14 protein-coding genes are annotated in these 14499 nt (G+C 57.7%); 10 read left to right on the top strand and 4 right to left on the bottom strand.

The features are described 5' to 3' along the window. Positions 1-21: 21 nt before the first annotated feature. Entirely contained in the window at positions 22-885 is an 864-nt protein-coding gene (locus tag ACMGF8_RS00070; protein ID WP_416758313.1) for a ChaN family lipoprotein, read from the top strand. A gap of 227 nt (positions 886-1112) precedes the next feature. On the opposite strand, the gene ACMGF8_RS00065 is transcribed toward ACMGF8_RS00070, so the two are convergent. The 4 genes from ACMGF8_RS00065 to ACMGF8_RS00050 all read right to left on the bottom strand — a co-directional run bounded on the left by ACMGF8_RS00065 (position 1113) and on the right by ACMGF8_RS00050 (position 4424). After that, positions 1113-1919 carry a Crp/Fnr family transcriptional regulator gene (locus ACMGF8_RS00065; RefSeq protein WP_102865499.1) on the bottom strand — a complete coding sequence of 269 codons (807 nt, stop codon included), beginning with the start codon at positions 1917-1919 and terminating at the stop codon, positions 1113-1115. Positions 1920-1932: 13 nt separating this feature from the next. Further along, positions 1933-2205 (bottom strand): TfoX/Sxy family protein, encoded by a 273-nt coding sequence (locus tag ACMGF8_RS00060; protein WP_011063495.1) that lies wholly within the window; start codon positions 2203-2205, stop codon positions 1933-1935. 225 nt (positions 2206-2430) lie between these two features. Further along, positions 2431-2775, bottom strand: coding sequence for a pentapeptide repeat-containing protein (locus ACMGF8_RS00055; protein WP_102865500.1), 345 nt, complete (start codon positions 2773-2775; stop codon positions 2431-2433). Between the two features lie 92 nt (positions 2776-2867). Next, positions 2868-4424, bottom strand: a complete 1557-nt coding sequence (locus tag ACMGF8_RS00050) for an AAA family ATPase (protein WP_102865501.1) — start codon at positions 4422-4424, stop codon at positions 2868-2870. Between the two features lie 115 nt (positions 4425-4539). Between ACMGF8_RS00050 and mrcB the strand changes: the two genes are divergently transcribed. The 9 genes from mrcB to msrQ all read left to right on the top strand — a co-directional run bounded on the left by mrcB (position 4540) and on the right by msrQ (position 14492). After that, positions 4540-6861 (top strand): penicillin-binding protein 1B, encoded by a 2322-nt coding sequence (gene mrcB / locus ACMGF8_RS00045; RefSeq protein WP_416758310.1) that lies wholly within the window; start codon positions 4540-4542, stop codon positions 6859-6861. Between the two features lie 16 nt (positions 6862-6877). Beyond that, positions 6878-7624 (top strand): tetratricopeptide repeat protein, encoded by a 747-nt coding sequence (locus ACMGF8_RS00040; RefSeq protein WP_102865503.1) that lies wholly within the window; start codon positions 6878-6880, stop codon positions 7622-7624. Further along, positions 7624-7959: a YqcC family protein gene (locus ACMGF8_RS00035; protein WP_102865504.1), complete on the top strand. Its 336-nt coding sequence runs from the start codon at positions 7624-7626 to the stop codon at positions 7957-7959. Before ACMGF8_RS00040 ends, ACMGF8_RS00035 begins: the two co-directional genes overlap by 1 nt. Positions 7960-8508: 549 nt before the next feature. Continuing rightward, a complete protein-coding gene (locus tag ACMGF8_RS00030) occupies positions 8509-10233 on the top strand; it encodes an acetolactate synthase 3 large subunit (RefSeq protein ID WP_042940970.1) in 1725 nt (574 codons plus the stop codon). A gap of 2 nt (positions 10234-10235) precedes the next feature. Next, positions 10236-10727 carry an acetolactate synthase small subunit gene (gene ilvN / locus ACMGF8_RS00025; RefSeq protein WP_016964842.1) on the top strand — a complete coding sequence of 164 codons (492 nt, stop codon included), beginning with the start codon at positions 10236-10238 and terminating at the stop codon, positions 10725-10727. Positions 10728-10772: 45 nt separating this feature from the next. Continuing rightward, the gene (ilvC, locus tag ACMGF8_RS00020) at positions 10773-11789 is read left to right on the top strand and encodes a ketol-acid reductoisomerase (protein ID WP_007959661.1); all 1017 of its coding nucleotides are present in this window, start codon (positions 10773-10775) and stop codon (positions 11787-11789) included. Positions 11790-11937: 148 nt separating this feature from the next. Continuing rightward, complete coding sequence (pssA, locus tag ACMGF8_RS00015) at positions 11938-12795, top strand: CDP-diacylglycerol--serine O-phosphatidyltransferase (protein WP_102865505.1); 858 nt, start codon at positions 11938-11940, stop codon at positions 12793-12795. Positions 12796-12858: 63 nt separating this feature from the next. Then, positions 12859-13872 carry a protein-methionine-sulfoxide reductase catalytic subunit MsrP gene (msrP, locus tag ACMGF8_RS00010; RefSeq protein WP_416758306.1) on the top strand — a complete coding sequence of 338 codons (1014 nt, stop codon included), beginning with the start codon at positions 12859-12861 and terminating at the stop codon, positions 13870-13872. Further along, complete coding sequence (msrQ, locus tag ACMGF8_RS00005) at positions 13872-14492, top strand: protein-methionine-sulfoxide reductase heme-binding subunit MsrQ (protein ID WP_213665036.1); 621 nt, start codon at positions 13872-13874, stop codon at positions 14490-14492. The genes msrP and msrQ overlap by 1 nt, the downstream gene beginning before the upstream one ends. Positions 14493-14499: the final 7 nt, after the last annotated feature.

Here is a 14499-nt window from a genome sequence, read left to right as displayed (position 1 = left end):
TCTGACACACGGAGAGACCTGATGCGTGCACTCTCGCTACTGCTGGCCTTGTTGCTGGCGGCCTGTCACAGCATGCCGGAAACGCTGCCGCCCCCGGTTGCGCGGGAGCCAGGCAACATTATTGATCTGCACAATGGTGAGGCGCTGAGCCCAGGCGAGCTGGTTGAACGCCTGGCACAGGCGCCCAGGCTGATAGTCGGTGAGCAGCATGACAACGCCGATCATCACGCGTTGCAACTCTGGCTCTTGCGCTCTATGTCCGCGGAGCGGCAACAGGGCAGTCTGTTGTTGGAAATGCTCAATCCGGATCAGCAATCAAAAGTCGATGAGGTCAAGCGGTCCCTGGATGGGCGGCGTTTGCCTGAAGGACTACCCGCTACGTTGGCCTGGCAACCGGGTTGGGACTGGAGTCTCTACGGTCCGCTGGTGGGGTATGCGTTGAAGCAGCCCTATCCCTTGCTGGCAGCCAATCTGAACACTCAGGACGTGCGCGGGATTTATGCACAGGCGCCTGTTCTGTCCGGGGCGCGGAGCAATGCCCGCCCGGTGACTCAGCTCTTGTCCGCGCAAATTCGCGAGTCCCACTGTGGCCTACTGCCCGAAAGCCAGGTGCCGTCCATGCTGGCGGTGCAGCAACAGCGGGATCGGCGCATGGCCGAGCGGCTGCTGGCAGCACCGACTCCAGCCTTGCTGTTTGCCGGATCTTTTCATGGGCGCCGGGATCTTGGGGTGCCCTTGCATATGGCTGATCTGGATCAGGGGCAGGAAGTTGTGGTGCTGATTCTGGCGGAGCAGGGAAGTGAGGTTTCCCCGGCATCGGCCGATTACGTCTGGTACACGCCACCCCAGCCACCCAAGGATTACTGTGCGCAATTGAAACCTTGAATGGCTCACTTTTTCACCGGCAAAAAAAGACCCGGCAAGAGCCGGGTCAAATAACCGTGATTAGCCTGATGAGGAGATAATCTGAGAGTCCGAACCACTGGTCTTCCAGGTTATCGACTGATCTCGCGACCAGTTGTGTTAATCATAACGATTCTCATTTCGAAGTCAACAAGGCTTTTTCAGTTTTCGCATATTTCGCTAAACGCTTGTTTGGATCCTCTGCTGGTTCAATCTTGGCTCGGGCTGCTCAAGGCCATGAGACGGGTCACTTCCTTGTTCAGCAGGTCGATGCGCCGTGCCATGCTCTCGATCAGGCTGTGGGCGATGCGTGGATTGCTCTGGGTCAGGCTGAGGAACTGCTCCTTGGGAATCAGCATGATCGTGCTCGGCTCGCTGGCGATCACACTGGCGCTGCGTTTCTCTCCGGTGAAGACCGCCATCGCGCCAAAAATCTCATCCTTGGGTACATCGCCAACTTTGTGGCCATCGACAAAGGCTTGGGCGTGCCCTTCGAGAATCACGAACACATGATCCGCCTCATCCCCCTGAGCAATCAGAACCTCGCCGGAAGCTACCCGTTTGAAGCCGTTGTTGCTGCGTAATTCCGGAGGTTTCAAGCGAGCTACTGCGTCAGAGAGTAGGGCGGTCTGGCCAATCAGGTATTGCAGCAACAGTTCCGAGCGCTGTTCGTCGGCGTAGATATGCCGGAACACGTCGGTCCGCAAATAGGGGGTCAATATCAGTGGTGTGTCGCTGCTCAAGTGCCACTGTGGCTGCTCGATACCTCGACGCAACCCCACCAGATCCCCTTCATGCAGGTAAAAAAGTGGTCGTTCGTCAACGCTGGCCTGGATCACGCCGCTGTCGAGGAGGAACAGTTGGTGACCGGGCAGTGCGCTGGACAGGTCCGCTACAGCTTCAAATTCCAGGGCTGAACCGCTGGGTGAAAGTCCCGCCAGTAGTTGCGTCGGGATACTTTGCAGACGATTGATCAAGGCATCGGCGTAGGCCGGTTGCTCCCCCATCAGATACATAAGGTTCTGCCAGTCAGTTTTTGTGGCGAGAGGAAATGGCGTCCAGCTGTTTGTTCAACGCCTCTTTGCGTTCAGCAGGAAGGTCGTTCCAGTGCATGTCCATCAAGGCTCCTTCAATGGCGTATAGCAGGACTTTAGAGGCGCGAAAACCGCGGGTGCGCACCGCCCGATAGGCGTCTACCGCGCCCAGGCGGCGCAAGTCCGAAGCACTATGGATGCCCACTGCATGCAGCCATTGTGCGGAGGTCTTGCCAAGGTTCTTCAAATGTTGCAGTTCATCATTCATTAAGCCTCCTGGCGATGGCCGAATGGTGAGTGGGCAGCCTCAAAGGAGTGTAGCGCTCAGTAGAAAACGCGCTGTTCTTTGGTCGGGTTTGGCGCAAATGCTTCTAAGGAGGGGGGCATCAGGGCGAGGCAGCGAGGGCGCTCGGGCCTTGCAGGGTAAGGGAGCAATGGGGATGTCTCGGGTCCGGCGCGCAGTTGGGCGCCGGACAGAGCAGTGCAGGGGTTTTCAGCGGGTGTTGTACCGCAGGCGGGTACCGAAGTTGACCGACATGAGGATTTCGTCGGCAGTCAGTTCTACCGGGAAGTAGGCGCCAGAGATTTGCGCATGGGCCAGGCTGGCGCCTTCCATGGTGGCATTGCGCAGGTCCAGGCCACGCAGATCGGCGGAACGGAAGTAGGCGTCAGTGAAGTCGATGCCCTGAGCGTTCAACTGTCGCAGGTCGAGGCCGCGGAAGTCACCGCCACGCATGTCGATGGGTTGATCCTTTGGACGTTCGCGGTTGAAACCGACGATGTCGTCTCTATGCAGCAGGGCGTAAAGCGGAGTATCCAGAAGTTTCGGTTGGCTCATGGCGACGTCACCAGTGTTGGATTTATGACGCCAGTATAGTGCCACTATTTTTCAGCCGTGAAGTCTTTGCACTTCACGGCTGAAATTACTGCTTACAGGCCTGGGAGGCGCTGACGAATGTTGGCAACCAGGGCATCCAGGCTACCGCTTTCGTTGGTTTCGATGCGCTTGCTGCGTAGCAGCTCTTCGTCGGTCAGGGCCTCACGCGTGGCTTGCTGGGTGGCGATCACTTCCAGAGTGGCATCGGAAGGATCGTTCTGATCGGCTTGACGTTGAGCCAACCAGCTGGCGACCACTGCCTCGGGTGCGTTGCAGTCGATGATCAGGCAAGGGGTGCCGGTGGCTTCGGCCACCTTGGCTGCGGCATCCCGCTGCGCGCGCTTGAGGTAGGTAGCGTCGATCACGACTGGGAAACCAGCGCGCAGAATAGTTTCGGCAATTTCATGCAGGCGGGTGTAGGTGGCGCTGCTGGCTTCGCTGCTGTAGATACCGGCGTGAGGGTCGTTCGGCACTTGTTGCTCGCCGAACAGACGCTTGCGTTCCACATCGGAGCGCAGGCGAACGGCGCCCAGTGCCTCCACCAGACGCATGGCTACGCGGCTTTTGCCAACGGCCGAGACGCCCGAGGTGATCGCCAGGAAGCGTGATGGAATGGTGCTGTAGCTTTCCGCGAGGTTGGCGTAGTTGCGGTATTGGCGCAGGGTGGTGGCGCGCTGCACCGGAGTGGCATCGGCCGGCATGCTGAACAGGCTGACTTTGGCGCGTACCAGAGCACGGTAGGCTTTGTAGAAGTTCAGCAGTTCCAGGCCCTGATAGTCACCGGTCAGTTCCAGGTACTGGCTGATGAAACGCCGCGCCAGGCTTTTCAGGCCGCGATCTTCCAGGTCCATGGCGAGGAAGCCGGTGTCGGCATAGACGTCAGTGAAACGGAAGGGTTCGTTGAATTCGATGCAGTCGAAAATCACCACCTTACCGTCGATAAGAGTGGCGTTACCCAGGTGGATATCACCGTGGCACTCACGGATAAAGCCTTCGCTCTTGCGTTGGGCCAGCAGTGGCTTGAGGCGTTCGAAACTAGCCTCGGCCCAGGCCTCCAGGGCTTCGAGCTGCTGCAGGTCGGCCTTATCGCTGAGGAAGGGGCGTATCTGCTCGAAGTTCTGGCGTACTGGCGCCATTACGCTTTCCGGTGTACCGGCTTCGTGGGCGGCCGGGACCTTGGGGGCGCTGAGGTGGAACTCGGCGATCTGCTTGGCTAGCTCGTCGATGTGCGCGGTGGTCAGTTCGCTATTGGTTTGCAAGGTGCTGAGCAATTGGCTCTGAGGGAACTGGCGCATTTTCAGCGCGTATTCGATGACCGGGCCGTTGCCGCCCAGCTCTGGAGCTTCGGCGCTACCGGTGATCGGCAGGACTTCCAGGTACAGGTCCTGGGTCAGGCGCTGGTTCAGGCGCAGCTCTTCACCGCAGAAATGCTCCCGGGCATCCAGGCTGGTGAAATCGAGGAACCCGAAATTCACCGGCTTCTTCACTTTATAAGCAAAGGGACCGGTGAGCAGTACCCAGGAGATGTGGGTTTCGATGACCTGAAACCCTTCTACGGGATGAGGATACAAAGCGGGGTTTTGCAGGGCGGCGATCAGTGACTGGCTCACGGGTGATCCTTTAGAGTCGGGAAAATCGAGGGCGTCATTATGGCCGTTGGGAGGGGTAACGCAAACCTCGGGTGGCGCATGTTGAGGATGAATAAAGTGCGTATAATCCGCCGCCATGACTCGTACCCGATCCTCTCGTTCCGCTAAAAAAACTCCCTCTGGTGGCCTGCGCCCCTGGCTGGGCTGGGCGCTCAAGCTCAGTTTGGTCGGCTTGGTAGTGCTCGCTGGCTTTGCGGTTTACCTCGATGCTGTGGTCCAGGAAAAATTCTCCGGCAAGCGCTGGACTATCCCGGCCAAGGTCTATGCCCGTCCGCTGGAGCTGTTCGTCGGACAAAAGCTCAGCAAGGAGGACTTCCTGACGGAGCTCGATGCCCTGGGCTATCGTCGCGAAAGTGTCGCCAACGGTCCCGGTGCTGCTGCGGTCAGCGGCAACACTGTCGATCTGAATACCCGTGGCTTCCAGTTCTATGAAGGATTGGAGCAAGCGCAGCCGGTTCGCGTGCGTTTCTCCGGTGACTATGTGGCGGAGCTGTCCGGCAGTAAGGGCGCCAAGCTTGCGGTCGTGCGGCTGGAGCCGCTGCTGATCGGAGGCCTGTACCCGAAAAACCTGGAGGACCGGATCCTGATCAAGATCGATCAGGTTCCCCCCTACCTGCTGGAAACCCTGGTGGCGGTGGAAGACCGTGACTTCTATTCGCACTTCGGGGTGTCACCGAAGTCGATTGCCCGGGCGATCTGGGTCAACACTTCGTCGGGCCAGATGCGCCAGGGTGGCAGCACCCTGACCCAGCAGTTGGTGAAGAACTTCTTCCTGACCAATGAACGCAGCCTGTCGCGAAAGCTCAATGAAGCCATGATGGCGCTGCTGCTGGAGCTGCATTACGACAAGCGCGAGATTCTCGAGGCCTATCTCAACGAGGTTTTTGTCGGCCAGGATGGTCAGCGAGCGGTGCACGGTTTCGGTTTGGCCAGCCAGTTCTTCTTCAGCCAGCCGCTATCCGAACTCAAATTGCATCAGGTAGCGCTGCTGGTGGGGATGGTCAAAGGTCCTTCCTATTACAATCCGCGGCGTTATCCGGAGCGTGCTCTGGAACGGCGCAACCTGGTGCTCGACCTGCTTGAGCAACAGGGTGTGGCCACTGCCGAGCAGGTTGAAGCTGCGAAAAAAATGCCATTGGGCGTGACCAAGCGCGGCAGCCTGGCGGACAGCTCGTTCCCAGGCTTCCTCGACCTGGTTAAGCGCCAGTTGCGAGAAGATTATCGCGACGAAGACTTGACTGAAGAAGGGCTGCGAATCTTCACCAGTTTCGATCCCATCCTGCAGATGAAGGCTGAGGCTTCGGTCAACGATACCTTCAAACGCCTGGCTGGACGCAAGGGCTCGGAAGACGTTGAAGCGGCCATGGTGGTGACCAATCCGGAAACCGGTGAAGTCCAGGCCATGATCGGCAGTCGTCAAGCCAGCTTCGCCGGTTTCAATCGGGCATTGGACGCAGTGCGTCCAATCGGCTCGCTGATCAAGCCTGCGGTCTACCTGACGGCTCTGGAAAAGCCCAGCCAGTACACCCTGACCAGTTGGCTTTCCGATGAGGCTTTCTCGGTGAAGGGCGCTGACGGCCAGGTGTGGAAGCCGCAGAACTACGACCGTCGTTCCCATGGCACCGTTTTCCTGTACCAGGGCCTGGCCCATTCCTACAACTTGTCCACCGCACGGCTTGGCTTGGAAGTGGGCGTACCCAACGTCCTGAAAACCCTTGGGCGCCTGGGCGTTACCCGGGAGTTCCCAGCGTTCCCCTCGATGCTGCTGGGAGCCGGTGGCATGAGCCCGATCGAAGTGGCGACCATGTACCAGACCCTGGCCAATGGCGGTTTCAATACGCCAATGCGTGGGATTCGCAGCGTGTTGACGGCCGAAGGCGAACCGCTCAAGCGTTATCCGTTCCAGATTCAGCAGCGATTCGATGCGGGGTCTATCTACCTGATCCAGAGTGCGATGCAGCGTGTGATGCGCGAAGGCACGGGTAGCTCGGTTTACAACGTATTGCCCAAGACCCTGGCGCTTGCGGGCAAGACCGGTACCAGTAACGACTCCCGTGACAGCTGGTTCGCGGGCTTCAGCCAGGACCTGCTGGCGGTGGTCTGGCTGGGTCGTGACGATAATGGCAAGACGCCGTTTACCGGCGCCACGGGTGCCTTGCAGGTGTGGACCAGTTTCATGCGCAAGGCCGATCCGCTGCCGCTGGATATGCCGCAGCCGGACAACGTGGTTCAAGCCTGGGTCGATTCGCGTACCGGACAGGGCTCCGATGCCAACTGTCCGGGGGCTGTACAGATGCCGTATATTCGCGGCAGCGAACCGCCTCCCGGCGCCTCCTGCGGTGGTGAACCCCCGGCAGGTAGCGATGTGATGGATTGGGTCAAGGGCTGGATGAACTAAGCGATGAGGGTTTGACGTGAACAAGTGGTGGGTTCCAGCTATTACAGCTCTGGCGTTGCTTAACGGTTGCGCCAGTGTGCAGCGCGGCTCCATTCCCGTCGTGGACTCCGGCACGGCCGTGTCCAACAGTGAGCGGATTTCTGCCTCCGGAGGCTTTCGACAGACGACGATCAAGCGTCCGGCGCAAGCTCAAGCACAGGCGATTCCGGAGGACTCCGGGGTGGTGGTGATGGTTCCGGGTGGTGGCGCAACGGCTTCGGCGCCGATCAGCAGCTCGCCGATTACTCCGGGGCCTATTACCTCCGGGCCTATTACCCCGGGTCCGGTGGACGGCTCCGGCTATCAGCCGGCGCCGATTAACCAGGGCAGCTACAACATGCCTTCCACGCCCAGTGGCATCCCTTCGGCACGTGCCGGTGGCCTGTCTGCTGATGAGCAACTGGACGGTCCGGTGCTAGCGTTGCTAACCACTGCGCAACAGCAGCAGTCCAGTGGTGACCTGAACGGTGCTTCTTCCAGCCTCGAGCGGGCGCAGCGTGTTGCTCCACGTGAGCCGCAGGTGCTGTACCGCCTGGCTCAGGTGCGCATGGCCCAGGGTGATGCGCCGCAAGCCGAACAGTTTGCTCGTCGCGGTCTGAGTTTTGCCAATGGTCGTCCCGATCTTCAGGCGAGTTTGTGGGAGTTGATCGCCCAGGCACGGGAGAAACAGGGTGATGCAGCTGGTGCCGCCCAGGCACGGCAGAAAGCCCGAGTCTCGCTGTGATGGATGTGCGTTTTCCCAAGATCGCCGAGCAGTTGCTGCTGATCGAGCGTGAGTTGCGCGTGCAGGGGCTGTGGGACGAGATAGCACCCAGTGCCGAGGCTCTGGCCAGTACTCAGCCTTTTGCCGTGGATACGCTGGATTTCGAGCAGTGGCTGCAGTGGATCTTCCTGCCGCGCATGAAGATGATCCTGGAGCAGGATCTGCCGCTGCCCAATGCCTCCGGTATCCAGGAAATGGCCGAAATGGTGTTCTCCACCCGGCCGATGCAGGGGCGCGATCTGCAGTTGCGAATGTTGCTCAAAGAGTTCGATCAACTCATCGCGGCCACCCGCTGAATCCGAGACTGCCAGGTATGCCTGGCAGTCGCCTTCGGATGCCAGGCACCGTCCTCCTCAGCTCTTCCTAGCGCTCTTCTTGCCGTTCTGCCGGCAGTCTTGACCAGTCCCTGTCTATAGGCCGATGACCAAAGTCAAGGTGCGCATTTCTGAGTTGCTTGTCGAATATTGCGCAATCGAAGTGCAGACACTGGTTGTTTTTAGGTTTTTTCTTGCGTTCTCATGCGCTTAGTTCGAATTAACTACATAGACGACTTGACTTGAAGGGGACGAAACAGAAGAATCCAAAGTCCGCTGTAGAGGGACTGCCAGAAGCAGACCCACTCAGCAGATCATGAGGCGCACATCCGCGCCGAAGTGCTACACCCGCAACGCGTTACCTCGCGCTGGGTGGGAAAACCCCGCAACACTTTGGGGCGCTCCCAATACTTGCTCAGTCAGTGCTGACGTAGTCGGCGACCACCGTCGCTCATGCTCTGCTGAGAAGTAAACCTATTAAGACCCGCTCCCTTTTGAGGGCGGTATTCTGGCGTTTTAGAGGTGAACAACGTGGAGCTTTTATCTGGCGGTGAGATGCTCGTCCGCTTTTTGCGTGACGAAGGCGTCAAATATATCTACGGGTACCCAGGTGGTGCTCTCCTTCATGTTTACGATGCCCTGTTCAAAGAGCCGGAAGTGACTCACATCCTGGTTCGTCACGAACAAGCAGCAACCCATATGGCTGACGGCTATGCCCGTGCCACCGGTAAAGCCGGTGTGGTACTGGTGACTTCCGGCCCGGGCGCGACCAATGCCATTACCGGTATTGCCACCGCCTATATGGACTCGATTCCAATGGTGATCATTTCCGGTCAGGTGCCTAGCACCATGGTCGGTACCGATGCGTTCCAGGAAACCGACATGATCGGTATCTCCCGGCCGATCGTGAAGCACAGCTTCATGATCAAGCATGCTTCGGAAATCCCGGAAGTCATGAAGAAAGCCTTCTACCTGGCGCAGTCCGGTCGTCCCGGTCCGGTAGTGGTCGATATCCCCAAGGACATGACCAACCCGGCTGAAAAGTTCGAATACGTTTTCCCCAAGAAAGCCAAGCTGCGCTCCTACAGCCCAGCTGTCCGTGGTCATTCCGGGCAAATCCGCAAGGCGGCAGAGATGCTCCTGGCGGCCAAGCGACCTGTGCTTTATGCAGGCGGCGGCGTGATCCTTGGTGGCGGCTCCGCACCGCTCACCGAACTGGCCAAGATGCTCAATCTGCCAGTGACCAATACCTTGATGGGCTTGGGCGCCTATCCGGGTACTGACCGACAGTTCGTCGGCATGCTCGGCATGCACGGCAGCTACACGGCAAACCTGACCATGCACCACGCTGACGTGATTCTTGCGGTAGGCGCGCGCTTCGATGACCGGGTTATCAACGGTGCACCGAAGTTCTGCCCGAACGCCAAGATCATTCATGTGGACATCGACCCTGCTTCCATTTCCAAGACCATCAAGGCTGACGTGCCTATCGTGGGGCCTGTGGAAAGTGTCCTGACCGAAATGGTCGCGGCGCTCAAGGAAATCGGCGAGACCCCGAACAAGGACACGGTTGCCAGCTGGTGGAAGCAGATCGACGAGTGGCGTGGTGATCGCGGCCTGTTCCCTTACGACAAGGGCGACGGCAGCATCATCAAGCCGCAAACGGTGATCGAAACCCTGTGCGAAGTGACCAAGGGCGATGCCTTTGTCACCTCCGACGTGGGCCAGCACCAGATGTTCGCGGCGCAGTATTACAAGTTCAACAAGCCCAATCGCTGGATCAACTCCGGCGGCCTGGGCACCATGGGCTTCGGTTTCCCGGCAGCCATGGGCGTCAAGTTGAGCTTTCCGGATAATGATGTCGCCTGCGTCACCGGCGAGGGCAGTATCCAGATGAATATCCAGGAGCTGTCCACCTGCCTGCAGTACGGTCTGCCGGTCAAGATCGTTAACCTGAACAACGGTGTGCTGGGCATGGTGCGCCAATGGCAGGACATGAGCTACGGCAGCCGTCACTCGCACTCCTACATGGAGTCGCTGCCTGACTTCGTCAAGCTGGTTGAGGCCTATGGGCACGTGGGCATGCGTATCACTGATCTGAAGGATCTGAAGCCGAAGATGGAAGAAGCGTTCGCCATGAAGGATCGCCTGGTATTCCTCGATATCCAGGTCGACACCAGCGAGCACGTCTATCCGATGCAGATCAAAGACGGCTCTATGCGCGATATGTGGCTGAGCAAGACGGAGCGTACTTAATCATGCGGCACATCATTTCCTTGCTTCTGGAAAACGAACCGGGCGCTTTGTCTCGCGTAGTCGGTCTGTTCTCTCAGCGTAACTACAACATTGAAAGCTTGACCGTGGCGCCGACCGAAGACCCGACCCTGTCGCGTCTGACCCTCACCACGGTTGGTCATGATGAGATCATCGAGCAGATCACCAAGAACCTGAACAAGTTGATCGAGGTGGTGAAGCTGGTGGACCTGTCGGAAAGTGCTCACATCGAGCGCGAACTGATGTTGGTCAAGATCAAGGCCACTGGTGCACAGCGTGCCGAGGTCAAGCGCACTACCGATATTTACCGTGGGCAGATCGTTGATGTCAGCGCCAGCGTGTATACCGTTCAATTGACCGGTACCAGCGACAAGCTCGACAGTTTCATTCAATCGATCGGCACCGCGTCGATTCTGGAAACCGTACGCAGTGGTGTCACCGGGATTGCCCGTGGCGACAAAGTACTGAGCATCTAACTCAAATTAGCGAATGGCCGGAACGGCCTGATATAGGGGAAATTCATGAAAGTTTTCTACGATAAAGACTGCGACCTGTCGATCATCCAGGGCAAGAAAGTTGCCATTATCGGTTACGGTTCCCAGGGCCACGCTCAAGCTTGCAACCTGAAAGACTCCGGTGTTGACGTGACTGTAGGCCTGCGCAAAGGCTCGGCCACTGTTGCCAAGGCTGAGGCTCATGGCCTGAAAGTGACCGACGTTGCTGCAGCCGTTGCCGGCGCCGACCTGGTCATGATCCTGACCCCGGACGAGTTCCAGTCCCAGCTGTACAAGAACGAAATCGAGCCGAACATCAAGAAGGGCGCCACCCTGGCCTTCTCCCACGGCTTCGCGATCCACTACAACCAGGTTGTTCCACGTGCTGACCTCGACGTGATCATGATCGCGCCGAAGGCTCCAGGCCACACCGTGCGTTCCGAGTTCGTCAAGGGCGGCGGTATTCCTGACCTGATCGCTATCTATCAGGACGCTTCCGGCAATGCCAAGAACGTAGCCTTGTCTTATGCAGCTGGCGTGGGCGGTGGTCGTACCGGCATCATCGAAACCACCTTCAAGGACGAGACTGAAACCGACCTGTTCGGCGAGCAGGCTGTTCTGTGCGGCGGTACCGTTGAACTGGTCAAGGCCGGTTTCGAAACTCTGGTTGAAGCTGGCTACGCGCCGGAAATGGCCTATTTCGAGTGCCTGCACGAACTGAAACTGATCGTTGACCTCATGTACGAAGGCGGTATCGCCAACATGAACTACTCGATCTCCAACAACGCCGAGTACGGCGAGTACGTGACTGGTCCAGAAGTTATCAACGCCGAATCCCGTCAGGCCATGCGCAACGCTCTGAAGCGCATCCAGGACGGCGAATACGCGAAGATGTTCATCAGCGAGGGCGCTACTGGCTACCCATCGATGACCGCCAAGCGTCGTAACAACGCTGCTCACGGTATCGAAATCATCGGTGAGCAACTTCGTTCGATGATGCCGTGGATCGGTGCCAACAAAATCGTCGACAAAGCCAAGAACTAAGTTCGAGTCTTGTCAGAGAAAACGCGGCCTAGGCCGCGTTTTTTCGTTTGGACGGGTAGGTTCTGGTATAAAGCTGGATCCTTTGTGGCCGAATCACGGCCCTTGGGTATCTGTCGAAACTTTTCACACCGTTGCAAGGTATTTGTCCATGAGCGAACGTCCCGAAGAGCCAAACCAGGCCTCTGACGCCGAAAGCCTGCTACCGATCGATGAGCATGTCGAAGAAGGGCATGACGCTGAAGGCCGTAAAGTCCGGCATCGTGGTATCTATCTTCTGCCGAATCTGTTCACCACTGCGAACCTGTTCGCGGGGTTCTATTCCATTATCAGCTCCATGAGTGCCCAGAGTGCGCTGAGTGCCGGGGACACGGCGGGGGCGAGCAAGTACTTTGCCTTTGCCGCTATTGCGATCTTTGTCGCTATGGTCCTTGACGGTTTGGATGGGCGGGTTGCCCGCATGACCAATACCCAAAGTGCTTTCGGCGCCGAGTACGATTCACTGTCGGATATGGTTGCATTTGGCGTAGCGCCAGCATTGCTTGCCTTCGGTTGGGCTCTTGGCGATATGGGTAAGGTCGGCTGGATGGTCGCCTTTATTTATGTGGCGGGTGCTGCACTGCGCCTGGCACGTTTCAACACTCAGGTGGGAACTGCTGATAAGCGTTATTTCATTGGCCTGGCCAGCCCTGCGGCGGCAGGTGTGGTGGCGGGTATTGTCTGGGCTTTCAGTGACTACGGTATCCAGGGTTCGAAGATGTCGTTTCTGGTGGCGCTGATGGTGGCGGCGGCAGGCATGTTGATGGTCAGCAATATCAAGTACAACAGCTTCAAGGACCTGGATCTGAAAGGGCGGGTACCTTTTGTAGCGATTCTGGCAGTAGTGCTGGTGTTTGCCGTGGTGTTCAGCGATCCGCCACGTATTTTGCTGCTGGTGTTCCTGGCTTATGCAGCTTCGGGCCCTATCCAGTACCTGTTGCACCTGCGTCGTCGCAAAAGCGCCGAGTGATGTAATTTCCTCCATACTCCGCAGTCTATTGGTACATCTGTCCTCCAATACTGCGGAGTTGCCATGTTGTTCAAATTCCCCAAAGCGTCCGACTGCAATGAGTCGGATGTCACGCCTGAATCTCTTTATCTCTCTCGACGCAGCTTGCTGGGTGGTGCGGTAGCAGGTATGGCCTTTGCCGGTTTGCCACGTTGGGCAGTTGCGCAGGATATGGCGCGTTACGCCGACGTAGAGCCTGGCCGTGCGCCTGCGTGGTTTTCTGACAAGCTGACCAACACCCAGTGGCAAGCCGTAACAGTCAAGGGAGAGGCGATCACGCCTTTCAAGGATGCGACCCACTACAACAACTTCTATGAGTTCGGTACGGACAAGGGGGATCCGGCGGCCAACGCGGGGGCGCTCAAGACCGAACCATGGAGTGTGGTGGTTGATGGTGAGGTCGCCAAGCCTGGACGCTATACCCTCGAAGATTTCATGAAGCCCTACTCCCTGGAGGAGCGTATTTATCGACTTCGCTGTGTAGAAGCCTGGTCGATGGTGATTCCCTGGATAGGCTTTCCAATCTCAGCGTTGCTCAAGCAGGTGGAGCCAACCAGTAAAGCCAAGTTCATTCGTTTTGAAACACTGCAGGACCCTAAGAGCATGCCGGGTCAGCGTTCAGGTTTTGCCTTGATCGACTGGCCTTATGTCGAAGGCTTGCGTCTTGATGAGGCGATGAATCCATTGGCGATTCTTGCGGTAGGGATGTATGGGCGTGAGCTGCCTAACCAGAATGGTGCGCCTCTGCGACTGGTGGTGCCTTGGAAGTATGGCTTCAAGAGTGTGAAGTCGATTGTGCGTATCAGCCTGGTCAGTGAGCAGCCGAAGACCACATGGCAGAGCATTGCGGCCAACGAATATGGTTTTTACGCAAATGTGAACCCGACTGTTGATCATCCTCGGTGGACTCAGGCGCGGGAGCGTCGTCTGCCGAGTGGGCTGTTCAGTCCTAACGTAAGAGAAACGCAGATGTTCAATGGCTACTCGGACGAGGTTGCTTCTCTATATAGCGGTATGGACCTTCGGAAGAATTACTGATGCGTTATTCGTTCTGGCGTGTCGTCGTCTTTATTGCTGCGGCTGTCTGGCCCCTGTATTGGCTGTATGAGGCCTGGGCTTCGGTGTTGGGGCCAGACCCCGGCAAGGTTTTGGTTGATCGTCTGGGCTTGGGTACTTTGGTGTTGCTGTTGATCACTTTAAGTATGACGCCGTTGCAGCGTCTTACTGGGTGGGCGGGTTGGATAGCGGTGCGCAGGCAGTTAGGGTTGTGGTGTTTCGCCTATGTCGTGTTGCACTTGTGTGCCTATGGCGTATTCATTCTCGGTTTGGATTGGTCGCAGTTGGGCGTAGAGCTGCGCAAGCGGCCATATATCTTTGTCGGTAGTCTGGGCTTCGTCTTTCTATTGCTGTTGGCGGTCACGTCCAATCGTTACAGTCAGCGCCGACTGGGCGCACGCTGGAAAAAGCTGCATCGGTTGGTGTATTTCATTCTCGGGCTTGGATTGCTGCATATGCTCTGGATTGTCCGGGCCGATCTGAAGGAGTGGGCGGTGTATGCATCTATAGGTGCGTTATTGCTGTTGTTGCGCGTGCCGTCAGTCATGCGCCGGATTCCCCGGGTTCTTGCTAAAAAAGCATCTTCTGCAACAAAAGCGTAATTAGCCC

Source organism: Pseudomonas sp. BNK-7, assembly GCF_048072025.1.
Taxonomy (GTDB): Bacteria; Pseudomonadota; Gammaproteobacteria; order Pseudomonadales; family Pseudomonadaceae; genus Aquipseudomonas; species Aquipseudomonas danubii.
This window is presented reverse-complemented; position numbering and strand designations above follow the sequence as displayed.